A 26451-nucleotide genomic window follows, 5' to 3' on the forward strand; every position below is an offset into this window, starting at 1 on the left:
TCTCATTTAATAATAGCCGTATACTTTTTAAAGAAACACATTAAAGGAGATAAAGAAAATGAAAAAGTTTTTAGCAATTATTACACTATGTTTATTATTTTCTAGTTTTACTATTGGCTGTGAGAGAGCGTCACTAAATAGAATTGGTAAAGATGTATATTACATGCAGATAAAAGGCGAAGGAACTATCGAAAAGGTAGATGGTAGAAACTTACGAAACTATACGCTGCCCGCATATGATGAAGATGGCGTCAAAAAACAAATTACATTTAGAAGTACAAAAAAAGAAAACAATCATAAATTAAATGCAGACGCGTTTTTACGCCTTTATGTAGATCAAGATGATAATAATAAAAATGAAATATCATCAATTGAAGTAAAGTCCTATGAAGAGATTCAGAAAGCAGATTTGCCTGAAAAAATAAGAGAAAAGTTTACTATTAAATAAAAAAAAAAGAAAATGCTCTATGCATTTTCTTTTGTTCTTTTCACCTGTATATATTTTGAACTACTATTATTCATCAGTTTCTCTAACCGATTTATATTCTCCGTTAATGCACCTTTCACAAGAGAGAAATCTGTATTTGATTCTTCTTTTTTTTCTTTAAAAAACGAAGACTTTTGCACATTGACTTCAGCCATCTCTTCTCCCCCTTTTCAAAAAGATACAACCTTTTATTTATATTATATAGCAAATGTAGAAAGAGTGTACACTTATGATTTTCTTTTTAATTCTTCTTCTAATTCTTCTACTTGCTGCAACGTATCCCCTTTTATTAAAGAGAAATCTGTTGTATCTTCGTTACCTTCTTTAAAAAAATCATTGTCATAATCTTTTACCACTACAATCACCTCTACATGCTAGTGTAGGAATGATTGTCCAATTTTATTCAACTTTGTCGGATTTTGTTTTTAATTTATGTATAGAAGAAAAGGACAGAAAAAGATTCTGTCCTTATTTACTAAAATAACTATGATGTATTGTTAAATTATATACATTTTCAAAATCCCGATCTTGCAGGTTATTTTTCTTTCCATCAATAACAATGAAAACGTCACTTACTATTTTTGCTGGTATAATCCCGACATTTTCTACTTGCACCGCTTTCTGCTCATTCAATTGCTCGATATGTTCTAACGGAACGATAATACTAAATTGCGAGCGAATACCACGAAAGTTTGTATTTAATTCCTTCGCGGCTTCAAAAACAACAATTTTCGCGCCAATCTTTTCCCCATATGAATCTAAAAATGCATTTAAGCTCTTTGTATATTCCTCTTCCGTATGCCATTCCATCGTACCGAATACTGCTGGATTAACATTTTGAATAATTGTCGTGTATATTTCCCCTCTCGCTTTAGATGCAATTAATGATCGTTTTATTGATTGAACTGTCTTGCCAATATCGCTAAATTTCGCACCCCATATTTCTGAAATATTAGGCGTTAAAATGAACGCAATATCAACAAAAATAACCATTGCAGTAAACATTAAAAGATTTTTCCAGAGGGTTAAATCAATTCCTTTTATCATGAAATACACGGTGACAGATATGATAAACAAACCATACCAAGTCTTTCTAATACGTTGCTTTTTCTCCTCGTACAACTCCTCATTTTTCCAATAAAAGAAAACAAGGACTACAAAGACAATCGCTAAAACAAATAAGCCAATTCGAATGTTAGAGATCATTAATCACATCACCCTCCATTCAAAAACTACTCACGATATCATTACATGCGCAAGCTGCTCTCTTTATGACAAAAGACGTGGACAAGCTTCTAAAATTAGCTACATCGCATATATATTAGAAAGTACCACGTCTTTTATCCTGTTATTTGTGGGAAATAAGACCCCCACTGATTAAAATTTCACTTTACCATGAGTCTATATTGTATATGTAGACAAGCATTCATTTCAAATTTTCGTATTAAAAAGAAATATGTTTCGGAATTTCCCCTTCAGGTACTTCTCCATCCATACTTAAATAATAATGACGAATCGGACGTAAGTTTTCGTCTAATTCATAAACAAGCGGAATGCTAGTGGGAATATTTAATGAAACTACACCATCACTTGAAAGGTTGTCTAAATATTTTACTAGCGAGCGAATTGTGTTACCGTGTGATGAAATAATTACTTTATTACCACTTTTTAATGTCGGCGCAATTTCTGAATGCCAATAAGCAAGTACTCTCTTCTCCGTATCCTCTAAACATTCAGTTAATGGAAATTCACCTTTTTTGAGTGTTTTATATCTTGGATCGGTCGCTTCATATCGAGGATCGTCTTCAGTGAGAGCCGGTGGTCTTACATCAACACTTCTTCTCCAAATATGAACTTGCTCCTCACCATATTTTTGTGCAGTTTCATCTTTATTCAGCCCTTGCAATGCACCATAATGTCTTTCATTTAGCTTCCAAGATTTATGTATTGGAACCCAAGTAAGATCCATCTCATGAAGTACAATCCATAACGTCCGAATTGCGCGTTTTAATACTGATGTATAAGCCACATCAAAAGTATATCCGTTTTCCTTTAATATTGCTCCTGCTTCTCTCGCTTCACTTAATCCATTCTCTGATAGATCAACATCTGTCCATCCAGTAAAGCGATTTTCAAGATTCCATAAACTTTGTCCGTGACGAATAAGTACAAGTTTTATCATTATAATTCCCCTTTCGGAAATGTGAATTTTATTGTTCCATTGCGTACACGTATAAAGTATCTAGTAATGTATCTTTTTATCCATTCACTCTATGACCAAATCATAGTTGCCAAATGTATGGATAAAATTTGTTCTTTTTCAAACGATAAAAACAGAAGTTTTTTCATTATTTTTGATCGACTGGTAGTTCACGTTTCGTTATCCAAGCATCAAAACCTGATCGGCTATTTGCCATTTCATTCATAACTTGGTGCCAATTGTCCTCACATGATTCACCAAATTTTGAAAAAATAGCACCCATTTGTTGTCTTTGTACATCACTCAGTTTTTTCTCTAAATCTGTACCTTTTTCTGTTAAAGACAACTGTTTCACACGTCGATCATGCATAGCTTCATTACTCTCAATTAAGCCCTTTTCCACAAGTTGACGTAGCGGTCCGTGGAGAGCTTGTTTACTTATTTCTAATAGTGATAATAACTCATTTACACTTATCCCTGGAAAACGTGCGATAAAAAATAAAATTCGATGATGTACTCGTTGAATGCCATATTCTTTTATAATTTCATCTGGCTTTTCAGTAAATGTTTTATATGCAAAATAAAATAATGCTAATGCCTCATTCATCTGTTCTTCTTTATGTTGTGTCATCTACTTTCCCCCTGTATGTAAATTATACCACAATCTAGTAATGAATATTTTAATCAACGCATTAGAACTTATTTAGTCTATTGAAACATTCATTGCATAATTAGGAGATGATTCATTTGAAAAAACAATATACTGTAAGTACATATTTATTGGATAGACTACATGAATTAGGAATTGAACATATATTTGGGGTTCCTGGTGATTATAATCTTGCCTTTTTAGATGATGTGGTAGCACATGAAAATTTAAAGTGGATTGGCAATTGTAACGAATTAAATGCTGCATATGCAGCAGATGGGTACGCTCGCATAAAAGGAATCGCTGCTCTTATTACTACTTTCGGAGTTGGAGAATTAAGCGCTATTAACGGTATTGCTGGCTCATATGCGGAAAACGTGCCAGTTATAAAAATCACTGGTACGCCACCAACAAAAGTAATGGAAAATGGAGCAATCGTCCATCATACGTTAGGAGATGGAAAGTTCGATCACTTTTCCAATATGTATCGAGAAATCACTGTGGCACAAACAAATGTAAAACCTGAGCATGCTGCTGAGGAAATTGACCGTGTTTTACGTGCATGTTGGAATGAAAAACGCCCGGTTCATATTAATTTGCCGATTGATGTATATAATAAACCAATTAATAAACCTACAGAACCAATTTTATATAAACCGATTTTAAGTAATAAAGAAGCGTTGGATAAAATGCTACTACATGCTACTTCAATAATAAATAACGCCAAAAAACCTGTAATTTTAGCTGATTTTGAAGTAGATCGATTTCACGCTAAAGAAAATTTACATCAATTTGTAGAAAAAACTGGGTTTCCCATCGCGACGTTAAGTATGGGAAAAGGAATATTCCCAGAAAAACACCCTCAATTTATAGGGATTTATACTGGTGATGTAAGTTCTCCGTACTTGCGAAAAAGAATTGATGAATCTGATTGTATTATTAGTATTGGTGTGAAGTTAACTGATACTATTACAGGCGGCTTCACACAAGGTTTTACAAAAGAACAAGTTATAGAAATCCATCCCTACACTGTGAAAATTATAGATAAAAAATACGGTCCAGTTGTAATGCAGGATGTTTTACAACATTTAAGTGATTCAATTGCGCATCGTAATAAAGATACTCTTGAAATTAAGCCATTTATTTCAGCACCATCACCTTTTACTGAAGAGTTCAATCCAAAAGCACGAATGATCACACAAAAACGTTTTTGGCAGCAAATGTACCATTTCTTACAAGAAAACGACATCTTAATTGTAGAACAAGGAACACCTTTCTTTGGTAGTGCTGCTATCCCTCTACCTAATAACACTGCATATGTAGGACAACCGTTATGGGGATCTATCGGATATACACTGCCCGCTCTACTTGGTACACAGCTCGCCAATTTATCACGGCGCAACATTTTAATTATTGGTGATGGTTCTTTCCAAGTAACTGCCCAAGAGTTATCAACTATACTACGTCAAAATTTAAAACCGATTATATTTTTAATCAATAACAACGGATACACCGTTGAACGTGCCATTCACGGCCAAAACCAACCTTATAATGATATACAAATGTGGGATTACAATAAACTATCAATGGTATTTGGGTCAGAAGAAAAAAGTCTAACATTTAAAGTAGAAAATGAAGCAGAATTAGCAGAAGTCTTAACAAATATAACTTTTAATAAGAATCAACTTATCTTTATTGAAGTTATAATGAGCCAAAGCGATCAACCTGAATTGTTAGCTAAACTCGGGAAAAGATTTGGTCAGCAAAATTCTTAATATAAAAGCATAACCTAATTATACAATTGGTAGTGTAAAACTTGTTTTGAGAATAGTTTCGACACTCAAAATACATAAGGAAAAGGATGGAAAGCACCCTCCTTTTCTATTTTAAGAGCATTCTTCGACTGACGCCCCGTATGACAAGCAAAAATTCTTAATCCATCTTTAACTTTATAGCTTTTGTCGCAATAAATGTTTTAATATGCTTATCTAATATCCTTGTCCCACCAAAATCATCCTCATAAAAACCTGTTATAGCAAAACCAGCTTCAATTTGGCCTTGGATTTGGTCTTCTAAAGTATGCGCATATTCTATTGTTTGATTTGAATCGATGTAATCTTGAACTTCATCCTCTGGTAAATAATCCAATGTTGATGAAGGAATTGAATGTTTAACATCAAGAATACCTTTTTGCTCTTGGTTATCATCAAAAATCCATAGTAACGGATTTGTAAATCCAGCAATAAGAATACCTTTATTCTTTAAAACCCTAGAAACTTCATTCCATACAAGATGAACATCTTTTACAAACAAATTAGAAACAGGATTTATAACAATATCAAAATATTCATCCTCAAAATCACCAAGGTCTGACATATCTCCTTGTACTGTTTTCAAAGTCAAACCATCCCGTTTTGCTACCTTTTCATCTTGTTCCAATTGCTTCTTAGATATATCAGTAACTGTTACATCTGCTCCAGCAGCAGCTAGAACAGGTGCTTGTTGTCCGCCACCTGATGCTAAGCAAAGTATCTTTAATCCATCTAATGACTTTGGAAACCACTTTCTAGGAACTGATTTTTCCGTAGTGACTGTAATCTCCCATTCACCTGATTTGCTTTTCTCAATAACCTCGCTACTTACAGGCTGCGTGTATCTAGAACCTTCTTCAACCTTCTTATCCCATGCATTACTGTTTTGTTGTGTAATATCCATTGCGATTAGTCCTCCTAACGATCTAGTTGGATTTTAAGTGTAAACTTATTAACTATTTATGCTTTCCTTTTTCTATTAACCGGCCTGATAGTTCATACATAGTTGTCTATATTTATATTAACAGATAAACACTAATAATTACTAAAAATTCTAAAAAGACACAAAAAAAGCATTCTAAATCTGTTGACAGTTGGAACGCTTTTTTATGTTATTTCATTTTTCAAGCTTTTAACTAAATCCATTAAACAAATAAGCTATGCTTTTTCTTTTTTATTCAGCAAGAGTTAACTGCCAAGATACACCATACTTATCATTTAACCAGCCCAACTTTTTACTAAACGGATAAGAACCTAAAGGCATGAGAATTGCTCCATCCTGCGCTAGTTTATGAAAGACCGTTTCAATTTCTTCTTCTGTCTCACAAGTTACATAAAGAGACATAGCTGGAGTGAATGTAAAATTATGATTTACATAACTATCAATACACATAAACTCTTGGCCATTTAGCGTAAAAGTTGCATGAATTACAGTTCCCTCTTTACCAGGTCCATTTTCATCGTAGCGAGAAATACTTACAATTTCCGATTGATCAAATAGCGACGTATAAAAATTCATTGCTTCCTCAGCTTTGCCTTCAAACATTAAAAACGTAGTAATTTTTTGATTTGTGTTACTCATATGGAGACAGCCCCTTGTTATATATTTATGTAAAACATAAGTCGGCAAAAAACCGAACGTACATTCCTATAAGTGTATTGTCTATAAAAACGATGAGTTTGTCAATTATCTACTTTATTATTTCTTCTTAAATAATGCTGTCCAAAGAAATGATTCTCCAAACATTTCTTTCGGTTGTTTCATTTGTTTCATCCTTCTAATCTCAATTACCTCAAATTCTTTAAATATCTCTCTTAACTTTTCTTCCGAGTATGCAAGACCACCTTGTAGACTCCATCCTCTATATACATCCCAATCTGTTATTTCCGATCCATTTCGCTCATCTAAATCGCCTGCCGCAAAACATGTTATTTCATACAATCATACTTTTCTAATAAAATAACGCTTTTGTTCACTTTTTTGATACATTTACGAAACATTCATGTGTTACCTTCATTAAGTTCTTTTCTTTTTATAATGTCGTGTGAGATATACCAACAGAGGAAGCCCTAGATCCCCTAATCCTAGGGCTTTTTTATAAGAATTTTATACATTTTATTATTTCCACTAACTCTTTAAATTGTATATACATAATATAAAATTTTCATGTTGTTATATTTTTTGATGGCCTCTTATCTTTCCTTAAAAGGCTTTTTTTCAAATAACGCTTTTATTTAATTTATATTTAAAAAGTTCCTTTTCATAAAGACTTCCCTTATATGCTATACTCATTATTAAATAATTGTATAAGGAATGTTAAAAATGGATGATAGATCGTCAAGACAATGGAAATTGCGACAAAAGTTAAGAGCACTGAAAACCAAAAACAACAATGACACAAACCCTTTGTTTAGTGAATGCCTTGAATCCCTAGGAAACGAAACTCTCATTTTCTCCCAAGAAAAAAGCCAGCAGATTGCTATTATTTTAATGAATTCATTTCCTATAACTGTCTCGGGAAGAATAGATTGGGAACAGATAGATAACCAATTCATAGCTTCGAACAAAGAACAACTAATTTCCCTTATTAGAGCAAACCAACTAGATTTTGACGAACAGATTTTTATAATATGGGATAACTATGAAATCCCTGTAGTAAGTACAAATCTTGATAAAGTATTCCAATCATTAGTTGACGTTGATGCAGTCAGTTTTTATTACTGGATATTAGACAAAGAATTGATTAGGATTGGGTTTCGCTAATACTCTAAGCATATGAAGCTAGTTCCCTTCATTTCTTAATATTTTCTTCGTCACCACCGCTATTATTATCATTATGAAACTTATAGCTAATATAGGTAAATAAATTTTCGTACTGAATCCTTCAAACATAAAACCATATACGACTTGCCCAATTGGTGCCATACATTGAGATACCGCTGTTATAATTGCCATTACTTTTCCTAGATTTTCATTTGGTGTTTTCTTTTGGACTACAGTAATCACATAGATGGATACAATTGTCATAATCATTGCGATTAGAAGAGAAGAAAGTATAAAGAGGATAAATGGTGGATAGTATCCTAAATTAAGAGTAAACGGTGTAACTGATAGTGCCACTGGTATAACTAATAAAGCTATGATAAGCATCCAATTATATAATGTTTTCATCTGTAACTTTTTAGCAAAGAAACCGATTGACAATGCCCCTAATATGGTTGCAAAATCAATTAATCCCATTCCAATTCCATACATCGTATCGCTACTCTGCATAGTTACTCGTAATATAATAGGTCCTCCAACAACAAATAACGGTGTCAAAATTAAGTTTAGTAAAGCTGCAAGTAACATAGCCTTCAAAATAAAAGGTTGCTTTAAAACATAAAGAAAACCTTCTTTCATATCTTTTATAATTGTCGGTATGATATGGCTTTCTTGCGCTCTTTTTATAAAAGGTATTGTAATAAACATTTCTAAAATTGCAGATAAAAAGAAAGCAAGACAACTTATTATGACGAGCATTTTCAAACCAATTATGCCATATAATATTCCTCCTAGTACAGGTGCAACTATATTAGATAATGCTTGCACACCATTTATGATACCGTTTGCTTGTTCTAACTTTTTCTCTGGAACTAATTGCGGAATACTTGCCATAACAACTGGTGCGTACATTGCACTAACGACTGCTAGTAAAAACATAATTGTTCCAATCAATAAAATAGATACCGATTCAGTTAATAACAAAACTATAAAGCTTAATACAATAGCAGCGTTTATAAAATCCAAAATGACCATTACATTACGGCGGTTGAAACGATCTGCTATCGCTCCGCCAAGAGGAGCTAACAAAAACGGGATACTCGTTATGGCATATAACCCTGCAAATATATCGGCACGTCCTGTTATATCTAGCACATATAAAGACAGTGCAAAACGTAATAGTGTTGAACCTAAAATAGTAATAATTTGACCACTTACCATTAAGTGAAAATCTTTCAAGGAAGATTGAATACTTGCTGGCATCCTCATCACATCCTTCATTTAGTCTAGACCGACTGCCGGTCTATAACACCCAAACAGAAAAAAGCTATTTCTGTTTCATTAAAACCTCGATCATATAATCAAAGGACCCTTCTTTCGCTCCAACAGATACTTCCATCATTTTAATATAAGCCTTAGCTCTTCTCATCATTTCTTCCGGTTTCCACTGAAATAAACCATCATCAAATATGACTTGTGCTGAAGAGAGTAATAATTCAATTGTTTCTTGTGGGTATGGAGTATAAAATATGCCTTCTTCTATTCCTTGCTCTAAAACTTCCGTTAATACAGGAGATAAATGTATAATGGATTGCACTAAACTTTTCTGATGCATTTCTGCATTATTTGGTTGATGGAATTGTTCAATCATTTTTTCTTTGACATCTCCTGATTTTGGTGATTGTTCCATTAAAATTTTAAATAACTTATCTAAAACGTGGATATCGGGATTGGAGACAATCCTTTTCGCCTTAGTGACACCCTCTTTAATAATCCTCATAATGATTTCATCCATTACTTCCTCCTTCGACTTAAAATAATGATAAAACGTCCCCTTTGCTATACCAATTTCTTTTAAAATATCATTCACGGTTGTTTTCGTATAACCTTTCGTAAGAAACAAACGCTCAGCTGTTTCTAAAATTTCCTTTCTACGCTCCTCATACTCCTTTACAATTCGCATTCAAGTTCTCCTTCCTACCAGACCGACTGTCGGTCTATTAAAATTATATGTTTAGTTTGCAAAAAGTTTCCTATTATCGTACATATACAACACCATACTTTCTATTTCCTTTATAAATTTTTATTTTTTAACGTCCGCTCAATTTGTTTAAAACGTATCTCATGTTTCTTATCGTCACCTTTCATTTTAGGAAAAGAACGATGCCTCCGTTCGATCTATGTACTTATCAATGGAGTATTTTGTTGAGTTCCAATATGTAATATTGCATATTTCGTACTTTTATATTTTTATATATAATAATTTATTTATAAAAATATAAATTATTAATAAGGGTGATTTATATGAGCAAGTTCCGAAAGAAGATGATTAAATATTTGCAAACATTTTGGGGATACTTAGCATTTGGTGTATTAATGTTTGCTATCTTCTTAATTACGGATTTAACATATGTATCTTTAAATACATTAGGCTGGAGAGACTGGCTAGGTTCTGTAGCAGGCGCAACCATTTTATCTGTTGGGATGTTTACTTTAAATAAATTGAATTTAAAATAAATATTCGGTCAATACTGAATGTGGGCTGTATGCCAACATTCATTTAAAGTAGTCTTCTCTGTATCTCCTTGTATTGAGCAGTTAGCTTTTGCTAGCTGCTCTTTTATTTTGTTCCGGTTCTTGCCTCTTAAAGAACTCTTTATCTACTTTTCCCCAATAAGTACACATATCTATTCCCCTTTGCTACAAAATGAAATTTTTATTTTGTTTTACGCGTCGCTTCTTCAATCAGCCAAGATACAATATTAAAATCATTAGCTTCACCCTTTAAAGATGTTCCGTTCCAAAAGCATTCTTTCATCACTTCAAGTAATTTTTCAACAGCTTCAATTCATCTCATATTCATTTTCCCTTTCTCCCAAATAACTATTTTGTTTTATTAATTAACTGATTAATAAAACAAACACCTTTATTAAACATTCCATGTTTCTTCACCCCTTGAATATTTTTCAAATAAAAATACATACTACTTTCAAGCTGCCGTGTCCATGGCTAATACCTCTTTCTTTTGATGTATATTTTTTAAGAAATCGAAAATAATACCAACAAGCTGTTTGAACTAGCAGCTTCACTCTTCTCGCAATGGGGATGCAAATTATCACAATTAGCTAACTCATTGAACTCACTGGCAGACAACCAAAATCGTTGTCTGCTTTTTGTATGAGATTTTTCGTTTTACATATACTACTTTTGAACCTGCAGACCAATACGAGCCATTTTGGTACTTGGGATTTCCCTTCCGGGGATAAGTATTTTTTACTTATCCCTTTTTTGTATAGACACGTATATTTAGGGTAAAACTAATTACAAGCAAATTTTCTGTTTATGCGTAGTTCTAAACAAGATTACTTTTTCTCCTATTAAAGGACGGCAGGTACGACTGCTAGTCCTTTTTTCTTATTTCGCATATTATCACTACATTACCTTCATCGTCGTCGTAAGCAATTTCCCCATAAGGATGGCAGTGGTGCTTCTCGAGTTCCTCATCGATAAAAACTAACAAATTAGTTTTCCAGTTTCCAACGATCGTACACCAATACGAGTTTAATCCTTCATAAACTTCTCTTGTTCTATTTCGATAATTGCGGAATGTATAATGAAAATACTCGCTCGCTTCAATACCTTTTCTTTTAACCAAAGTGTTCTGCTGAATGACAGTAATACCCTTTCTCTACTGGTTTTGAACTATAAAATTCCCTTTATAAATTTCAAATACGGTGAATGAAATTTTTTCTTGCCATCATCCTTGTTGTATACAAACAAAAAAAGAGCCACAATATTTCGGGACTCTTTTACAATTATAACTATTTAACGACCACGTCTTTGCTGACCTTGCTTTGTACTACCTTTTTTATTACTTGGCTTATTAAATGATCGGTTATTTTCATTTCTCGAACTATTTCTTGAATCACTTCTCGAGCTATTTCTCGAATCACGTCTTGATTCACTTCTTGAACCTTCGCGGCTATCTCTTTGACGATTTTGACCTGATTTCTTCGGAGCCGGCTTTGGTACCGGTTTTCCATTTTCATCTACACGTTTTATCTTCGGTTGTTCGATTATTTCTCTTTGTATTGGTGCACCAAGCGTTTTTTCAATTTCTTCTAAATGTTTTTCATCTTTCGCTGCAACGAACGTAATTGCAAGACCTGATCCACCTGCACGTCCTGTTCGGCCAATGCGATGAATGTAACTTTCTACATCTTCAGGGATATCATAGTTAAATACGTGCGTTACACCATCTACATCAAGTCCACGAGCTGCTACATCCGTTGCGATTAAGTACTGAATTTTAGCTTCGCGGAAACTCTTCATAACTCTTTCACGTTTCGCTTGAGGTATATCACCATGAAGTTCAGCACAATTATAACCTAGTCCTTTTAAATTATCATAAAGCTTACTTGCTCTAACCTTTGTACGACAGAAAATAACAGCTAAAAATGGCTGATCACGATCCATAACAAAACGAAGTGCATCTGGCTTTGCACGGTCTGTCGTCTCAATGACACGCTGCTCAATTGTATCAACCGTTACTTCTTCACTTTGTACTTCAATCATTTGCGGTTCATCCATATAACGCTTCGCCAATTTTTTAATATCTTTTGGCATCGTTGCTGAGAATAACATCGTTTGTTTACTACCTGGTGTCTCATCTAAAATATCTTCAATATCATATAAGAAACCAAAATAAAGCATTTGATCCGCTTCATCTAGTACAATCGTTGAAAGATTACTTAAATCAATTGTTTCACGTCGTATATGATCTAATAATCGTCCTGGTGTTGCAACAACAATATGTGTATTACCTTTTAATTTTCTCAATTGTTGTGCTACATCTTGCCCACCATAAATCGCTAGTACATTAATATCTTCTCTTTGAACAAGCATTTTTTTAATTTCAGTTGTAATTTGCAGAGCTAGTTCCCTTGTTGGTGCAACAATTAAGGCCTGAACATCACTAGATTCTGGATCGATTTTTTCTAAAATCGGTAACACGAATGCTAACGTTTTACCCGTTCCTGTTTTCGCCTGCCCAATAATATCTTTACCTGACAGAATAACTGGAATTGCCTTCTCTTGAATTGGTGTTGCTTCTGTAATTCCATTTTCACGTAATGTATGATTAAAAGTTTCACTAATTCCTAATTCTAAAAAGTTTTTCAAATAGACCACTTCTTTTCCTTATTTTTCACATTAGCTTTCATTGTACCATTTGTTTCGCCAAATATGAAAAATAAAAAAATTCTTATCTTCTTTTTTTATATTCATCCTGTACTAGATGAACAAATTCTTTTTGCTTTTTCTCAGATTTTATTAATGCTTCCATGTTAGTAGAAGACAAAATATACTTTTTAATTTTTCTATTACTCCAAATTAAACTTGTATACTTCGGATCTTCATTTAGATTTCGAAACCACTCTAATTCACTTAATTTTGCGATATGGTGTTTCAATTTCATGTCATTTCGAGGATAAAATAAAATGATATCTGCTATTACATCAAATAACGAACCCATTTTCTCCCCCCTATACCCTTGCTCAAATTATATATATTCTTCTTTACATATATATTTCAATTTTACCGAAATATAATGTTACTGATTTGGTTGAAATCGCAAAATATATGAACTAAAAAACCGATCTTTTCGATTTAGGAAAGACCGGTTTTCATTAATTTATACAGTAAGCTTTCCTCCATGATAGCAATAATACTGTGCTGCTTTAAAACTTTTAAAACTTTTAATCCTATTTAAAGACTGTTTCGCTTTTTCTATATCCAAACAAAAATTCGGATTAGCTATTACTAACTCACGATTCTCTTGAACAGCCGCATCTCCCGTAATTACACAGTCTAAATTCGGAAAATATAATGAAATATGCCCCGAAGTATGTCCTGGCGTCGCTACTATTTGACATTCATTATTCAAAATCATTTGACCATCATGCACTTTTTCATCGACGGAAATATGTTTTATATTTTTTAACTGTTGTATAAACCATTTACCAAATTCTTTTTCTTCATTTGGCATACGTTCTAACATTTCTTCAGCTTGAACTAACCTCTCTGATTTTATATCACCACTAATATAGTTAGATTCAATTTCACTAGCAATAACATTAATATTTGGGTATTTCACTTTAAAATCATATACAGCCCCTATATGATCGTCATCATAATGGGTAATAATTATATTCTTTAAGTTTTTCATCTCATATCCATGTTTTAATATTGCATTTTCAATTAAAGGTAAAAAACTTGGATATCCTGTATCGACTAACGTTAATTCATTATGTAATATAATTAAACTTGGATAAATACATTGTTTTTGCCCGTTAAATTCGAATTCAATTGGTAGTTCTATTATTTTCATTTTTCTTCCCCCATACCGCTTATAAAATGCATAATAATAACTAAATGATCCACATACATCTTACAATATATATACTATGTAACGGAACAATGTGAATCATTGTATAATCCACATTATATTATTTTGAACAGGTATTCCCCTATTTTTATGGAAATATATAATTAAGAAAAACAATAAAATTGATTAATCTCTCACTTCTTTGTCCATCCTTTTAAAAAATCTATGTTTTTGTAAAAGGAGTGTTTATATGGAGAAACAGACACTTTGGAAAAAGTTCAAAAAAAGCTCTGTAAACCTCGGTAAATCCAGCGTATATGAAAGTATTATTTTATTCTACACAATGAAAAAGAAAGAATTACCTACTAAAGCGAAATTCATAATATTAGCCGCTTTATCTTATTACGTATTAGCAATCGATTTCATTCCAGATATAGCTGCTATTATTGGGATCGGCTTATTAGATGATGTTTTAGCAATCGCTGTAGCGCATAAATACGTGATGAGACACGCAGATGCTGAAATTCGAGAAAAGAGCAAAATAAAGATGGAGTCATTATTTACTTCAGCACAAGCATAATGAAACTATCTAGTCATTTACCATGAGAGCATTGCAGAATAAATTCCTAAACAGTAAAAGAATTTCTCTTAGTCCTCAAACCGTAAACAAATAGGGAATCAGCACTTGTTCCTAAGTTCTGACTCCCTTTTATTTATTCTTATATCTATCTGTTATACAGTTTCATGCGTTCCCTTATATAAAACTGCTATTGCCGCTACTATAAGAATCATACCCATAAAAGCAGGTGCGGCATGACCAAGTGATACATAGATTTGTCCTCCAAGAATAGGACCAATCATTCTTGCTAAAGCTTGAATAGATTGGCTTCCACCTTGAATCCTTCCTTGTTCACTAGAACTGACAGACTTTGAAAGCATCCCGTTGAATGAAGGTCCGAAAATTGAATCCCCAAAACCATACATCAGCATCCCAGCGATAAGTAGTGGATAGAGTGAAAACAAAGCTGATGCCGCAATAAAACTGTATCCTATAATCTCCGAAACCATCCCAAGAATTGCTATTTGTTTATCACTAAGCTTGATCAAAAGCTTTGGCATGATAAAACTTTGTGAAACAATGTCTTGAAAGCCCAAAATTGAAAACATAAGTCCGATTAATGCAGGTTTCCAACTGAAAGTATCCATTGTAAATTGCGTGAAAATTGCTTGTAAAGATCCGTTAGGTATCCAAAGTAAAAACGCTGAGACAAGTAACCACTTTAAATTTTTCATGGAAAGTATGTTTGCTAGCTGTACAAAAGGATTTAACCTTACAAAAGTAATCTCTTTCAACCTATTATTTTTTTCAAGGCTCTCAGGCATATATTTGATCCCATATACAACATTTATTAACGTTATGATTGCACCAAAATATATAGGTACAGTATCACCAAACTTGGCAAGTATCCCCCCAATGGTTGGGCCAATGATAGTTCCCGCACCTACAACTGCACTCACCCATCCAAAATATTTCGTTCTCTGTTCTTTTGGAATGATGTCTGCAAAATATGCGAAGATAGTACTTATGCTCCCGCCTGTTATTCCTTCTATTATGCGTCCAGCAAATAGTACCCATAAAGCTCCTCCTATTCCAAAAACTAAGTACCCAATTGCAGAACCAAATAAGCATATTAAAAGTAGTGGACGACGGCCATACTTATCGCTTAAAGCTCCGAGTACTGGTGCAGCTAAAAACATGCAGGCCGCATATACGGAAGTTAGTAGTGTAACAACCAATGCTTGTTCTTCCGGATTACTTGTATATGGCTGTACTAAGAATGGGACTACAGGCATGATGATACTGAAACCTATACCACAAAGAAATACAGAAATAAGTCCGAATAGTAAAGCATGTTTATCTATGTTTTTTTCAGTTTTCCTTTCATTTTGTGATCTAAATATAGACATTTAACTTCTCTCCTAAAAAATGTTGCTTTGTCAACAAAATAATAACTCTTTTTTGTTGATTAGTCAACAAAAATAAAATAATAAAAAAGCAGCCTATTCTCATTAGAGTAAGGCTGCCCGTAAAAGCCCGATTGGTGAGGGCTGATAATCAGTGGAGATGAAGACCCCCCACTGATTAAAGTTTCACTTTATTATTAAAATATATTACGATTTAATATGTATACCTTGTTTCTTTATTTCTGCATCCAAATGTCTACTATACTTTTCCACAAAGCTAATTATACTGTTGAATTCTTCTTCAGTTACTTGTTCAAATACAGCTTTATCTCGCTCTTGAAACTCTTTGTGCAGATTTTCATGGATTTTATAAATTTCTTTCCCTTGTTCGGTAAGCCTAAAATAAATTTCTTTCTTATTTTCTGACTTTTGGTAGCTTTCAACAAGGCCTTTTTGTATGAGCTTCTTAGTCATTCTACTTATAGCACCGCGAGTCACATAAAAAGCCTCTGCGAGTTGTGTCACGTTAGAATCTGCATTGTTTTCAATATATTCAATGCAGTGGACTTCAGAAGACTTAAAACCTTTAAGACCCTCTTCCATCTTATCTTTATTAAGCCAAACCAGCTTATTATATAATTCCCTGAAACCGTTCATGACCTGTTCTTCTTTATTCATGCCCTGCCCTCCTCACCGCTCATTAGCACATTAAAACTATTATATTAAATTTCTGCTTACGTTTCGACAATATTGAAATAATTATTATAACATTAAAGATATGTGTAAAAATAGGCGCTTAAATAAAATAATTTTTAAACAGCAAATTTTGCAAGTTTATTTCTACTTACAGTAAACGGTAGACAAAAAGTAAGAGCTAAGATCATTTCTCTTAGCTCTTCTTTCATAAAACTATTTCACTTCATTAGCGACAAAAAAGTGCTCACATACACTTGATATGCGCTGTAAGTCCACGTTCCCACCAGATATAACAGCCACTACTTTTTTCCCTTTTATATAACTATCAACTTTTCCTGCAAGAAGTGCAGCAGTTGCTAATGCACCTGCACCTTCTACAACAGCTTTCCCACGTTGTAATAAATCTTTCATCGCTACTTCCAGCTCTTTTTCTGATACAGTTACAATATCATCTACTAATTCTTTTACAATTTCAAATGTTAATTCACCTGGTATTTTAACTGCGCAACCATCTGCAATAGTAGGCGCCTCATAGTGTTCTACGATTGCTCCTTTATCGTAAGATGCCTTCATTCCATGAACATTATCTGCTTGGACACCAATTATATTAATGGATGGATTAAAAGATTTCAATGCTACAGAAATACCAGAAATAATTCCGCCTCCACCTATTGGTACAATGACAGTATCTACATCCCACATATCATCAAGAATGTCTAATCCAATTGTACCTTGACCAGCCATTACCTCTACATCATCATATGGATGTAAGTATGTTTCACCTGTTTCCCTTATAATTTCTTCACATTTTACCTTTGCATCATCAAAGGTTTCACCATGTAAAATCACTTCAGATCCATATCCTTTTGTTGCTTCAACTTTTGCCTGAGGTGCAGAAATTGGCATAACAATTTTACTCTTAATACCGAGTAAATGAGCAGATAATGCAACTCCTTGTGCATGATTACCTGCTGAACATGCAATTACACCTCTTTCTTTTTCTTGATCCGTGAGCCGCGACATTTTATTAAATGCGCCACGAAATTTAAAAGAACCCGTTAATTGCATATTTTCTAATTTCAAATGAATTTCTCCACCCGTTTTACTAGTTAAGTAAAAAGATTTTACTAATGGCGTTTTACGAGCATTTCTATCTAGAATTTTGTGAGCTTTTTTAATATCGTCTATATGTAATGGTAGTTTTCTAGTTATCATACTGACACCTCTTCCAATGTTCTATTCCTAAGTTTTCGTAAGTCGTAGCTCCTTTATACGAAAAGAAAAAGTCTTTATATATGTACCCCACTCTGAAATAAACACATTTGCAAACAATTTAACATCCTCTTCATATCGCGTTCTTTATAATGATTTAAACATGCAATTTGGATCCAATTATTCTTTTGTAAATAAGATGACTCATAATGAACGATGTATCCTTGTAATGCTAATGTATCGCCTACTACTTTAGAAGAATAATCTTCGCTCAATACAATAGTAAGTATAATTGGCGCGGCATGTTCTTTAGGTGAAACAAGCTTTAAACCCATATCAGTAATAACTTCTTCAACATAATCATATGTCTCTTTAATTTTTACAAATGCCTTTTCATCTTCAAATCTCTTTAACGCTTCTTGCAATGCATAAATTAAATTCCATGATTGTGAGTATGGAATACTTTCATTTTCTTCATACATGCCAATGTCCATATAGGCCGGCACAGCCTCGTTTATTTTTACAATGTGGTTATGAAAAACGAAAGAAATTCCTGTATATGATTTAATCGCTTTACCGCTAACACCACTTGCAAAATACACATCCTTCAAGTCTAATGGTATTGCTCCAATTGAGCTTATGCAATCTACACACAGTTTCATTTGATTCTCGTTACAAAGAGTATTTAGCTCGTTTAAATCGTTTAACATTCCAGTAGATGTTTCATGATGAACAAGCCAAATCCATTCATAATTTCCAGTTGTCATAATTTCTTCTAATTCGGTATAAATAAATGGATCTCCCATTTCCTTTTTATACGTATCAAAATGTAACCGTGCTCGTTTTGCATGTCCAACTAATCTATTACCAAATTCCCCATTTGTTAATACTAGTCCTTTCCCTTTTAAAGAACGTAACTGTAAAGCAATCGCATCATTTGCTAACGTCCCTGTTCCTAACATAAGCTGTACATGTTTTGCTTTTGTCATGTGAAGTAACCGTTTTTTCACATTGTCCATCATCACTTGAAATGACTTAGTGCGATGGGAAATAGGTCGCGTAGAAAATGCCTTTCGAACGTTCTCTTCAATATCTACTGGACCAGGTAAAAACGTATATTCTTTCGTCATAATCCCCCCAACACTCGACTCTTCAAACATAGCAGGGGTAACATACATTGGCTGAAAGGCCGCTTCTTCTGTACCAACTAACGTATGGAAAACTTTGAATCCCATTTGCTCATATAAAGCTAGTTCACGTGTTGTTGCAGAAATGAGTGCTAATTCATATCCATTTAGAAGCAAATAACGATGTAGAAAACGGATTAATCCTAACAACGCTCTTCCATTCCTATATTCACGTTCTACTGAAAGTAAACGAATTTCATACACTTTTTCTCCATGCTCTTGCAAATAAACATCTAAATTTGAAATTTTATAATCTAACGAGAATGGTCGTTTTCCCCGCACCGCGACCATACCTACTAATCTATCCTCATCTAAACAAATTAAATATGTATTTTCTTCATGAAACCGATCTATACGAAACCGGTCTTTCGTTTCTTCATGTTGCGGAATCTCTTCTACAAAAGTTTTATAATTTAATTTATGTATACTTTCAAATTCCCAATCTTGATCAGCAACTTTATAAATTAACCCCATGCCTTATCTCCTTTATCTATTTAATAAAAAATGATAAGTGGAGATTATCCCCACTTATTAAACATTCATTTTATTCTCGATTTACATATAGAATAAGTACAATAATCATTCCACTTAAAATAGTCGTAACAACAGAATAAGAATAAAGAATCATACAAATTGGTAAACAAGCAATCGTAATTAGTCCTGGCTTCGTAAACCCTTTGAATATTAAATAAAATACAATAAAAATGCCTATGAGGGTAAGCGCTATCAAATAATCAAATGCAATTAATCCTCCAATAAATGTTGAAATACCTTTACCGCCCTTACCTTTAAATAAAATTGGGTAAATATGTCCAATAATAACGGCCAATAATGTTAACATTACGAATGTAGGGTCTTCAAACAGATATTTTGCAACAGTAACAACGATTGCCCCTTTAATCGCATCCCCTAAAAATGTAGCGATGAAATACCCTTTTCCATATACGCGCCCCATATTTCTTGCGCCAGGATTTCCGCTTCCTTCATCCCTAATATCAACGTTATGTCTCAATTTTGTTACTATATAAGCGGTCAATATGTTTCCAATTAAATAAGAAGCCACCAAATATAAAAACTGCATACTATTAATCATGTAATCATTCACTTTCTACATGGGAATACATATACAATATTCAATTACTACGTATATTGTACGTTTTTAACATACATCCCTTTATACATTTTAACATCATATTTTTACAAATCATACAAAAATTCTCATGCGCTAATTTTAAAAATATATATCCCTCATTAAATGGTATGTTCCTTTCACTGCCATTTCTGCTTGTGATACGAATGTAATTTCTTTCATACTTTCTTCACAGCATTTCTTAAATACAGCAAATATTTCAGGAACTAAACGCAATATACTGCCACTTACTGCAATTGGCGTTGAGTGCTTAAAGTTCAACTTGTTATAAACATTTACTGTAATCCTTGCTAATTCCTTTCCAGCTTGCATCATAATTTCATGCGCATCATTATTGCCATCTCTCGCTTCCTGAATAACTAATGGGGCGATTGCTGCAATTTTATCTTTAGAAGAAGTATATACTAAGCTTTTTATATGAGACGGTGTCAAAAGTTGAAACTGCCTTTGAATATTCAAACTCAATGGACAAAGACTGATTCCTTGATCGAACTGAATTGCCATTTTCTTTAAAGCTTGTAATGCAATCCAATATCCGCTCCCCTCATCTCCTAAAATATGTCCCCATCCACCGCTATACTGATATACTTCTCCTTTTTTTCCTATACAAATTGCACCTGTACCACCTATAGTTAATATTCCATCCTTACCTTTTAAAGCAGCTGCATGTGCGATCATTGCATCATTAAGAATTTCAATTTTTGTTCCGTATTTCTTTTTTAAACGTAATGTTAATTCATTTGTATTCGCTCCGCTTATACCAGCTAATCCTAAACAAACACAAACACAATGCCCATTTATTAAACTCTTCTGGCATTGATTAATTGCTTCCATAATATGCACAAGAGCTTCTTCAAAATCTATTAATATGTTTCCAAAACCACTGGTAGCTCTTACAAGTTCATTTCCGTCTTTATCAAATGCAATTGCCTCGGTCTTTGTTCCCCCGCCATCTACTCCAATCATATACTTCATATGTTCGCCTCATTTTCATCTGCGTATGGAGGGAATGTTATATTCCCTAAAATTACGGAATTCTTAGCACCTGTTGCGCTCGGCACATTACTCGGATTACGATGATACGTTTCGTTTGCTAAAATAGCAAATGCAATTGCTTCTTTCGCTGCTGAAGAATGACCAATATCTTCTTGTATACATATGCTACATTTCTCTTCTCTTAATCCATTCCGTAACATTTCAACAAGTGTATTATTATAACTTCCACCACCACCTAAAATCACCTCATCAATTTCATAATACGGCAAAATAAACACCTTATAATGATGAACAATTGAACATGCTGTAAACATCGTGACAGTTGCCAATATATTTCCTTTACTATGCTTTTCAAATCGATTCAATAATTCAGTCACAAACGCTTCTCCAAACTGTTCTCTACCTGTTGATTTTGGTGGTTTCATGTTCAAAAATGGATGGTTCATACAGTATGTTAAAATTTCATCTACAACTACCCCCTGCTTTGCAATCCAACCATTTTGATCATATGGTACATGAAATAATCTTTGACATACTTCATCGATTACCATGTTGCCTGGTCCAGTATCGAAAGCAATAACACTCTCTTTACTTCGTTTACTTGGAACCACTGTAACATTACTAATCCCACCAATATTTTGTAGTAGTCTATTTTTAGTTTGATGCCGATATAAAATAATCTCTGAATATGGTACAAGTGGTGCACCTTGTCCCCCTGCCGCCATGTCCATCGTTCGGAAATTCGAGATAACCGTCGTGTTCGTTTCATATGCTATTACTGCTGGTTCCCCAATTTGCAATGTTGAAGAAATAATATTCCCTTCTTGCTTTGGCTGATGATAAATCGTTTGTCCGTGAGAGCCTATTAAATCTAATTGTCTCAAAGGAAAATTGGCCTCTTTACAAACTTCCTTTACAGCATTGGCGAAGCATAAACCAAGTTTAAAATTTAAACTACATATAAGTTGGACATTCGAAGTTTCAATTGATAACGCTTGTTGGATCTCATTTTTCATATCATTACAAAATGGAACAGTAGTAAAATGGATGAGTTCGATTTTAGAATCTACACCACTTCCTTCTATATGAACGAGCGCTACATCTATTCCATCTAATGAAGTACCAGACATTACCCCTGCAATATACATAACGTGCATGACCTCCTATTTACTAAAAAACAATCATGTAAGTAACGAACGTACAACCAATCGAAAACAATATAAATCTAAAAAACAACTGAGCTTTCGATGCAAACGATCCATCAATGAAAGAAACAACTACCGTAAGCAAAACGCTTGCCGCAATACTTGTAACAAGCCAGATACTATGCATTTGTGATAGATTTAGCATGCCTAATAAAGGGACAAAAAGTAAATTTGCACAAATCACTCCAAATAATAATAAAAATACGCCTTTATAACTAAATTTTATATTCATTCTATTTCCCCCTTTCTAGTTTTAATGTGAAAGAAGTGATAGACAAAAAGTCTATCACTCAAAATAACAGCGTGCAGATTAAGGATTAACAGATTCCCCGTCACCATTTTTTTCAATTTCAAGCATATTTTTGTCGTACATTTTAAAGAATGGTAAATAAATAAGGAACGATATTGCTATATTTATAAAAACTAATACAATCGCACGCCAATCTCCACCTGTTGCTAAATATGCACCAATTGGAGCAGGTAGTGTCCATGGCGGCATAATATGCGTTGGTGTTACAAATCCCATCGCAGTTGCTGAATATGCAACAGTTGCTGTTACAAGTGGTGTAATGATAAATGGGATAATTAAAATTGGATTTAGTACAATCGGTAATCCGAATATGACTGGTTCATTAATATTAAAAATACCCGGAACAATACAAGTTCTTGATAATGCTTTCGAATATTTCGATCGACCAAATACAATCATAGCTAATACAAGCCCTAACGTCGCACCAGAACCGCCAATCCATATAAACCATTGATATAACGGCTCTGGTGAAATAAATGGCAACTGATCTGCTCCACTAGCAACTGCTTCACCATTTTTCCCTAGATATACTTCCCATAATGGCCGAGCAACAGTTCCAACAACCGACACACCATGGATGCCGAATGACCAAAAAAACGTAATTAAAAACACTGGAATCATTACACCGAAGTAACTATCCCCAGCTTTTACTAATGGTGCTGCTAATTTATCAACAACATGGTGTAAATCAATGCTAAAAACGACAGTTACTAGACTCATTATAATAATAACGAATGCTGCAGGTATAAGTGCTTCAAATGAACGCGATACAGATGGCGGTACTTGTTCTGGCATTTTAATCATTACATTTTTCTTCTTACAAAATCTTAAAATCTCTACGGATAAAATAGAAACAATCATCGTCACAAATAATCCATGACCTCCGAGATTTGTCATCGGAAGCATGAATCCTTTTTTATCAATTAACTCAGGCGTTAATGTTAAAAGTAGTGAACATACCGCGAGCTGTGCTCCTGATAAAGCATCTAATTTATAACTTTTCGCTAAATTATATCCTATTCCAAATGCGATATATAAAGACATAATAAACATGGTTAAACGATATGGTATCAATATACTTGTTTGATTCTTTAATGCCCAAACTGATATGAAACTATCTTTCGGCAGTGGTGGAAATGCTACTATTAAAAAGAAGCTTCCTACTATAATAAATGGTAACGCCGAAATAACTCCATCACGGATTGCTTGTAAATGTCTCTGCTCAGAAAGCCTTGCCATCGGTCCAGATAAGTTTTTATCAAGAAACGTGACAAACTTATTCATAACGTTTCCCCCTAACTTATTAATTCATTTACAGTTTTTAATAAAGTCGGGCCACCAAGCGGTGTGTATGCTTGCGGCGGTATGATGCCACACGGAATAGATTCCTCCTCTGCAAATTTTTTTACAGAGTCAAATCGGTGTCTTATTTGAGGTGCCACCATTACGACATCCCAGCCATTCTTTACTTCTTCCTCTACCTCATTCGTTCCAATTGCATGCACTTCCATGTTCACACCATTTTTCTCCGCTTCTTTTTTTAAAGCGTTTACAACAATTGCACTGGACATTCCTCCAGAACAGACGAACAAAACTTTCATTTATTAATCCTCCTATACTTATAATTTATTACCCTTCAAATGAAAGGAAGTTTCACTTTACTAACAAGCATATGAAGTAGTAAATGAATTTAGTTATAATGAAAGTAAATTTCATTAAAAATATTTTTCCTATTAAATTAATGTTTCAATATGCAATTTTCTCTATTGCAAAGTCAACCTCGCCTCATATATTATTTTAAATAATCATATGATAGGGAGGCGTATAAATGATCGTTAAACGTTTATTAATGATATGTTGTATCGTCATCTTGTTCATCCCTTTCTCTTTCATTCCCCCTCACTTTACTTATGCTGAAGTAAATACTACGTACAAAAAACATGAATTACGTGCTGTATGGATTGCATCTGTTCTGAATATTGATTGGCCCTCAAAAACTGGCTTACCCATTGAAAAACAGAAACAAGAATTTATAAGATTATTAGACAATGTAAAAAGCACTGGTATGAATGCAGTTGTTGTACAAATTAAACCAACCGCTGATGCTTTCTATCCTTCAAATTACGGTCCTTGGTCTGAATACATTACAGGAACACAAGGAAAAGATCCTGGTTATGACCCGCTCGCATTTATGATTGAAGAAACTCATAAAAGAAATATAGAATTCCACGCTTGGATTAACCCATACCGAATAACGATGAATCACACCGATATAAATCGATTATCAAATAATCACCCTGCAAGGCAACATCCCGATTGGGTTGTCACTTATGGCGGAAAGTTATATTACAATCCCGGTATTCCGGAAGTGAAAAAATTTATAACAGAAGGCGCTTTAGAAATCGTACAAAATTACGATATTGATGCGCTGCATATGGATGATTATTTTTACCCATATAAAGTAGCCGGTGAAGAATTTCCAGATCAGAAAACATACGAAACATATAATAATGGTAGATTTACAAATATAGAAGATTGGCGACGTAATAATGTAAATGAACTTGTAAAAGATTTAAATACTGCTATAAAACAAGAAAAATCATATGTAAAGTTTGGCATTAGTCCGTTCGGCGTATGGCGAAATATAGCTGACGATCCCACTGGCTCTAACACAACCGCAGGCCAAAGAAACTATGATGACCTTTATGCTGACACACGTGAGTGGATACAAAAAGGATATATTGACTACATTACACCGCAAATATATTGGAATATAGGTTTCACCCCAGCTGCATATGACATATTAGTAGATTGGTGGGTTAAAGAAACAAATAACAAACCGCTTCACCTATACATCGGTCAAGCGGCCTATAAAATTAATAATAACTCCGTCCCTGCTTGGTCTGATCCAGAAGAATATCCAAAACAAATTGCATTAAACCGGCTATATCCTGATATAAAAGGTAGTATGCATTTTAGCTTAAAAGATATTAATAACAATCCACTCGGAGTTAAAGATAGACTTTCAAAAAACATATATAAACATCCTGCATTAATCCCGCCTATGCCTTGGCTTGATCATGATCCACCAAAACAACCGACTTTAAAAGGCGCCATTCCAAGAGATGAAGGTATTGCAATCGGTATCATTGACAATAGAGATAATGATTCTGCTTATTACGCTATTTACCGCGTGAATGGGAAAAATGAAGTGGATATACAAAACCCCAAAAATTTACTTACTACTGTAAGAAAAACAAAACTTGGAGAAATTTATGTAGATAAAACCGCTATTTCCGGAGAAACGTATACGTATGTCGTAACTGCAGTTGATCGATTGCATAATGAAAGTGTGGCTTCTAGTCATACTACAGTTAGAGCAAAATAAAACCTCATAAAAAAAGCGCCTTAAAGCCGTGATACTTAGCTTTTAA

General features: G+C 33.7%; 28 protein-coding genes and 1 pseudogene. 6 read left to right on the forward strand and 23 right to left on the reverse strand.

Features of this window, described 5'->3' with window-relative positions; translation table 11 throughout:
- Positions 1 to 58: 58 nt before the first annotated feature.
- On the forward strand, positions 59 to 448 hold the full coding sequence (locus MR107_RS08750) for a YxeA family protein (RefSeq protein ID WP_000713869.1): 390 nt from the start codon (positions 59 to 61) through the stop codon (positions 446 to 448).
- Positions 449 to 465: 17 nt separating this feature from the next.
- On the opposite strand, the gene spoIISB is transcribed toward MR107_RS08750, so the two are convergent.
- From spoIISB to MR107_RS08775, 5 genes are all read right to left on the reverse strand, one after another.
- Positions 466 to 642 (reverse strand): stage II sporulation protein SB, encoded by a 177-nt coding sequence (spoIISB, locus tag MR107_RS08755; RefSeq protein ID WP_000852629.1) that lies wholly within the window; start codon positions 640 to 642, stop codon positions 466 to 468.
- A gap of 72 nt (positions 643 to 714) precedes the next feature.
- Entirely contained in the window at positions 715 to 843 is a 129-nt protein-coding gene (locus MR107_RS08760) for a hypothetical protein (protein WP_000237819.1), read from the reverse strand.
- A 112-nt stretch (positions 844 to 955) separates the two neighbouring features.
- On the reverse strand, positions 956 to 1693 hold the full coding sequence (locus MR107_RS08765) for a type II toxin-antitoxin system SpoIISA family toxin (protein WP_000624977.1): 738 nt from the start codon (positions 1691 to 1693) through the stop codon (positions 956 to 958).
- A 238-nt stretch (positions 1694 to 1931) separates the two neighbouring features.
- Positions 1932 to 2669 carry a 2,3-diphosphoglycerate-dependent phosphoglycerate mutase gene (gene gpmA / locus MR107_RS08770; protein WP_242292252.1) on the reverse strand — a complete coding sequence of 246 codons (738 nt, stop codon included), beginning with the start codon at positions 2667 to 2669 and terminating at the stop codon, positions 1932 to 1934.
- A 166-nt stretch (positions 2670 to 2835) separates the two neighbouring features.
- Positions 2836 to 3318, reverse strand: a complete 483-nt coding sequence (locus tag MR107_RS08775) for a MarR family winged helix-turn-helix transcriptional regulator (protein WP_000191889.1) — start codon at positions 3316 to 3318, stop codon at positions 2836 to 2838.
- Positions 3319 to 3425: 107 nt separating this feature from the next.
- Between MR107_RS08775 and MR107_RS08780 the strand changes: the two genes are divergently transcribed.
- Entirely contained in the window at positions 3426 to 5111 is a 1686-nt protein-coding gene (locus MR107_RS08780) for an alpha-keto acid decarboxylase family protein (RefSeq protein WP_242292253.1), read from the forward strand.
- Between the two features lie 157 nt (positions 5112 to 5268).
- Here MR107_RS08780 and MR107_RS08785 read toward each other — a convergent pair whose 3' ends face one another.
- The 3 genes and pseudogenes from MR107_RS08785 to MR107_RS08795 all read right to left on the reverse strand — a co-directional run.
- The gene (locus tag MR107_RS08785; protein WP_000355673.1) at positions 5269 to 6051 is read right to left on the reverse strand and encodes a class I SAM-dependent methyltransferase; all 783 of its coding nucleotides are present in this window, start codon (positions 6049 to 6051) and stop codon (positions 5269 to 5271) included.
- 270 nt (positions 6052 to 6321) lie between these two features.
- On the reverse strand, positions 6322 to 6729 hold the full coding sequence (locus MR107_RS08790; RefSeq protein WP_242292254.1) for a VOC family protein: 408 nt from the start codon (positions 6727 to 6729) through the stop codon (positions 6322 to 6324).
- 117 nt (positions 6730 to 6846) lie between these two features.
- Positions 6847 to 7086, reverse strand: a pseudogene (locus tag MR107_RS08795) (SAM-dependent methyltransferase); the annotation flags it as partial.
- A 384-nt stretch (positions 7087 to 7470) separates the two neighbouring features.
- On the opposite strand from MR107_RS08795, the gene MR107_RS08800 reads away from it, so the two are divergent.
- Positions 7471 to 7911, forward strand: coding sequence for a CDI toxin immunity protein (locus MR107_RS08800; protein ID WP_140158291.1), 441 nt, complete (start codon positions 7471 to 7473; stop codon positions 7909 to 7911).
- Positions 7912 to 7929: 18 nt separating this feature from the next.
- Here MR107_RS08800 and MR107_RS08805 read toward each other — a convergent pair whose 3' ends face one another.
- The gene (locus MR107_RS08805) at positions 7930 to 9174 is read right to left on the reverse strand and encodes an MFS transporter (protein ID WP_017658000.1); all 1245 of its coding nucleotides are present in this window, start codon (positions 9172 to 9174) and stop codon (positions 7930 to 7932) included.
- A 64-nt stretch (positions 9175 to 9238) separates the two neighbouring features.
- Positions 9239 to 9874, reverse strand: coding sequence for a TetR/AcrR family transcriptional regulator (locus MR107_RS08810; RefSeq protein ID WP_242292255.1), 636 nt, complete (start codon positions 9872 to 9874; stop codon positions 9239 to 9241).
- Positions 9875 to 10215: 341 nt separating this feature from the next.
- On the opposite strand from MR107_RS08810, the gene MR107_RS08815 reads away from it, so the two are divergent.
- The gene (locus MR107_RS08815; protein ID WP_102956694.1) at positions 10216 to 10428 is read left to right on the forward strand and encodes a hypothetical protein; all 213 of its coding nucleotides are present in this window, start codon (positions 10216 to 10218) and stop codon (positions 10426 to 10428) included.
- Between the two features lie 1308 nt (positions 10429 to 11736).
- Here the strand turns inward: MR107_RS08815 and MR107_RS08820 are convergent.
- The 3 genes from MR107_RS08820 to MR107_RS08830 all read right to left on the reverse strand — a co-directional run bounded on the left by MR107_RS08820 (position 11737) and on the right by MR107_RS08830 (position 14299).
- A complete protein-coding gene (locus tag MR107_RS08820; protein ID WP_242292256.1) occupies positions 11737 to 13101 on the reverse strand; it encodes a DEAD/DEAH box helicase in 1365 nt (454 codons plus the stop codon).
- Positions 13102 to 13174: 73 nt separating this feature from the next.
- Positions 13175 to 13444, reverse strand: a complete 270-nt coding sequence (locus MR107_RS08825) for a hypothetical protein (protein ID WP_000535038.1) — start codon at positions 13442 to 13444, stop codon at positions 13175 to 13177.
- 159 nt (positions 13445 to 13603) lie between these two features.
- A complete protein-coding gene (locus MR107_RS08830) occupies positions 13604 to 14299 on the reverse strand; it encodes an MBL fold metallo-hydrolase (RefSeq protein WP_242292257.1) in 696 nt (231 codons plus the stop codon).
- Positions 14300 to 14546: 247 nt separating this feature from the next.
- On the opposite strand from MR107_RS08830, the gene MR107_RS08835 reads away from it, so the two are divergent.
- Positions 14547 to 14876, forward strand: a complete 330-nt coding sequence (locus tag MR107_RS08835) for a YkvA family protein (RefSeq protein WP_000415082.1) — start codon at positions 14547 to 14549, stop codon at positions 14874 to 14876.
- Between the two features lie 152 nt (positions 14877 to 15028).
- On the opposite strand, the gene MR107_RS08840 is transcribed toward MR107_RS08835, so the two are convergent.
- The 10 genes from MR107_RS08840 to MR107_RS08885 form a co-directional block, all read right to left on the reverse strand.
- Positions 15029 to 16264 (reverse strand): MFS transporter, encoded by a 1236-nt coding sequence (locus tag MR107_RS08840; protein ID WP_242244997.1) that lies wholly within the window; start codon positions 16262 to 16264, stop codon positions 15029 to 15031.
- 204 nt (positions 16265 to 16468) lie between these two features.
- The gene (locus MR107_RS08845) at positions 16469 to 16939 is read right to left on the reverse strand and encodes a MarR family transcriptional regulator (protein WP_001030904.1); all 471 of its coding nucleotides are present in this window, start codon (positions 16937 to 16939) and stop codon (positions 16469 to 16471) included.
- Between the two features lie 231 nt (positions 16940 to 17170).
- Positions 17171 to 18172, reverse strand: coding sequence for a bifunctional threonine ammonia-lyase/L-serine ammonia-lyase TdcB (tdcB, locus tag MR107_RS08850; RefSeq protein ID WP_000632959.1), 1002 nt, complete (start codon positions 18170 to 18172; stop codon positions 17171 to 17173).
- A 74-nt stretch (positions 18173 to 18246) separates the two neighbouring features.
- Complete coding sequence (locus tag MR107_RS08855; RefSeq protein WP_086404186.1) at positions 18247 to 19830, reverse strand: aminotransferase class V-fold PLP-dependent enzyme; 1584 nt, start codon at positions 19828 to 19830, stop codon at positions 18247 to 18249.
- A 70-nt stretch (positions 19831 to 19900) separates the two neighbouring features.
- Positions 19901 to 20449: a glycerol-3-phosphate 1-O-acyltransferase PlsY gene (gene plsY, locus MR107_RS08860; RefSeq protein WP_242292258.1), complete on the reverse strand. Its 549-nt coding sequence runs from the start codon at positions 20447 to 20449 to the stop codon at positions 19901 to 19903.
- A 138-nt stretch (positions 20450 to 20587) separates the two neighbouring features.
- Positions 20588 to 21481: a BadF/BadG/BcrA/BcrD ATPase family protein gene (locus MR107_RS08865; RefSeq protein ID WP_063245732.1), complete on the reverse strand. Its 894-nt coding sequence runs from the start codon at positions 21479 to 21481 to the stop codon at positions 20588 to 20590.
- Entirely contained in the window at positions 21478 to 22650 is a 1173-nt protein-coding gene (gene anmK / locus MR107_RS08870) for an anhydro-N-acetylmuramic acid kinase AnmK (protein ID WP_242292259.1), read from the reverse strand. Before anmK ends, MR107_RS08865 begins: the two co-directional genes overlap by 4 nt.
- A gap of 22 nt (positions 22651 to 22672) precedes the next feature.
- Positions 22673 to 22939, reverse strand: coding sequence for a hypothetical protein (locus tag MR107_RS08875; RefSeq protein WP_001021963.1), 267 nt, complete (start codon positions 22937 to 22939; stop codon positions 22673 to 22675).
- A gap of 78 nt (positions 22940 to 23017) precedes the next feature.
- Entirely contained in the window at positions 23018 to 24301 is a 1284-nt protein-coding gene (locus tag MR107_RS08880) for a PTS sugar transporter subunit IIC (protein WP_001032280.1), read from the reverse strand.
- A gap of 11 nt (positions 24302 to 24312) precedes the next feature.
- On the reverse strand, positions 24313 to 24618 hold the full coding sequence (locus tag MR107_RS08885; protein WP_000865907.1) for a PTS sugar transporter subunit IIB: 306 nt from the start codon (positions 24616 to 24618) through the stop codon (positions 24313 to 24315).
- 227 nt (positions 24619 to 24845) lie between these two features.
- Between MR107_RS08885 and MR107_RS08890 the strand changes: the two genes are divergently transcribed.
- Positions 24846 to 26405, forward strand: a complete 1560-nt coding sequence (locus MR107_RS08890) for a glycoside hydrolase family 10-like protein (protein ID WP_075677015.1) — start codon at positions 24846 to 24848, stop codon at positions 26403 to 26405.
- The last annotated feature ends 46 nt before the right edge of the window (positions 26406 to 26451 follow it).

The sequence above is a fragment of the Bacillus cereus group sp. BfR-BA-01441 genome (genome assembly GCF_022663075.1).
GTDB classification, from domain to species: domain Bacteria; phylum Bacillota; class Bacilli; order Bacillales; family Bacillaceae_G; genus Bacillus_A; species Bacillus_A cereus.

Excerpts from the sequence above, each read along its gene's own strand:
- gpmA (WP_242292252.1), bottom strand. The coding sequence starts at position 2,669 with ATGATAAAACTTGTACTTATTCGTCACGGACAAAGTTTATGGAATCTT.
- MR107_RS08815 (WP_102956694.1), top strand. The coding sequence starts at position 10,216 with ATGAGCAAGTTCCGAAAGAAGATGATTAAATATTTGCAAACATTTTGG.
- MR107_RS08775 (WP_000191889.1), bottom strand. The coding sequence starts at position 3,318 with ATGACACAACATAAAGAAGAACAGATGAATGAGGCATTAGCATTATTT.
- MR107_RS08810 (WP_242292255.1), bottom strand. The coding sequence starts at position 9,874 with ATGCGAATTGTAAAGGAGTATGAGGAGCGTAGAAAGGAAATTTTAGAA.
- MR107_RS08765 (WP_000624977.1), bottom strand. The coding sequence starts at position 1,693 with ATGATCTCTAACATTCGAATTGGCTTATTTGTTTTAGCGATTGTCTTT.
- MR107_RS08825 (WP_000535038.1), bottom strand. The coding sequence starts at position 13,444 with ATGGGTTCGTTATTTGATGTAATAGCAGATATCATTTTATTTTATCCT.
- MR107_RS08780 (WP_242292253.1), top strand. The coding sequence starts at position 3,426 with ATGATTCATTTGAAAAAACAATATACTGTAAGTACATATTTATTGGAT.
- tdcB (WP_000632959.1), bottom strand. The coding sequence starts at position 18,172 with ATGATAACTAGAAAACTACCATTACATATAGACGATATTAAAAAAGCT.
- MR107_RS08790 (WP_242292254.1), bottom strand. The coding sequence starts at position 6,729 with ATGAGTAACACAAATCAAAAAATTACTACGTTTTTAATGTTTGAAGGC.
- MR107_RS08840 (WP_242244997.1), bottom strand. The coding sequence starts at position 16,264 with ATGTCTATATTTAGATCACAAAATGAAAGGAAAACTGAAAAAAACATA.
- anmK (WP_242292259.1), bottom strand. The coding sequence starts at position 22,650 with ATGTATATTGCAGGGGTAATGTCTGGTACTTCATTAGATGGAATAGAT.
- MR107_RS08800 (WP_140158291.1), top strand. The coding sequence starts at position 7,471 with ATGGATGATAGATCGTCAAGACAATGGAAATTGCGACAAAAGTTAAGA.
- MR107_RS08855 (WP_086404186.1), bottom strand. The coding sequence starts at position 19,830 with ATGGGGTTAATTTATAAAGTTGCTGATCAAGATTGGGAATTTGAAAGT.
- MR107_RS08835 (WP_000415082.1), top strand. The coding sequence starts at position 14,547 with ATGGAGAAACAGACACTTTGGAAAAAGTTCAAAAAAAGCTCTGTAAAC.
- MR107_RS08785 (WP_000355673.1), bottom strand. The coding sequence starts at position 6,051 with ATGGATATTACACAACAAAACAGTAATGCATGGGATAAGAAGGTTGAA.
- MR107_RS08830 (WP_242292257.1), bottom strand. The coding sequence starts at position 14,299 with ATGAAAATAATAGAACTACCAATTGAATTCGAATTTAACGGGCAAAAA.
- MR107_RS08805 (WP_017658000.1), bottom strand. The coding sequence starts at position 9,174 with ATGCCAGCAAGTATTCAATCTTCCTTGAAAGATTTTCACTTAATGGTA.
- MR107_RS08890 (WP_075677015.1), top strand. The coding sequence starts at position 24,846 with ATGATCGTTAAACGTTTATTAATGATATGTTGTATCGTCATCTTGTTC.
- MR107_RS08885 (WP_000865907.1), bottom strand. The coding sequence starts at position 24,618 with ATGAAAGTTTTGTTCGTCTGTTCTGGAGGAATGTCCAGTGCAATTGTT.
- MR107_RS08865 (WP_063245732.1), bottom strand. The coding sequence starts at position 21,481 with ATGAAGTATATGATTGGAGTAGATGGCGGGGGAACAAAGACCGAGGCA.
- MR107_RS08845 (WP_001030904.1), bottom strand. The coding sequence starts at position 16,939 with ATGAATAAAGAAGAACAGGTCATGAACGGTTTCAGGGAATTATATAAT.
- spoIISB (WP_000852629.1), bottom strand. The coding sequence starts at position 642 with ATGGCTGAAGTCAATGTGCAAAAGTCTTCGTTTTTTAAAGAAAAAAAA.
- plsY (WP_242292258.1), bottom strand. The coding sequence starts at position 20,449 with ATGATTAATAGTATGCAGTTTTTATATTTGGTGGCTTCTTATTTAATT.
- MR107_RS08750 (WP_000713869.1), top strand. The coding sequence starts at position 59 with ATGAAAAAGTTTTTAGCAATTATTACACTATGTTTATTATTTTCTAGT.
- MR107_RS08880 (WP_001032280.1), bottom strand. The coding sequence starts at position 24,301 with ATGAATAAGTTTGTCACGTTTCTTGATAAAAACTTATCTGGACCGATG.
- MR107_RS08875 (WP_001021963.1), bottom strand. The coding sequence starts at position 22,939 with ATGAATATAAAATTTAGTTATAAAGGCGTATTTTTATTATTATTTGGA.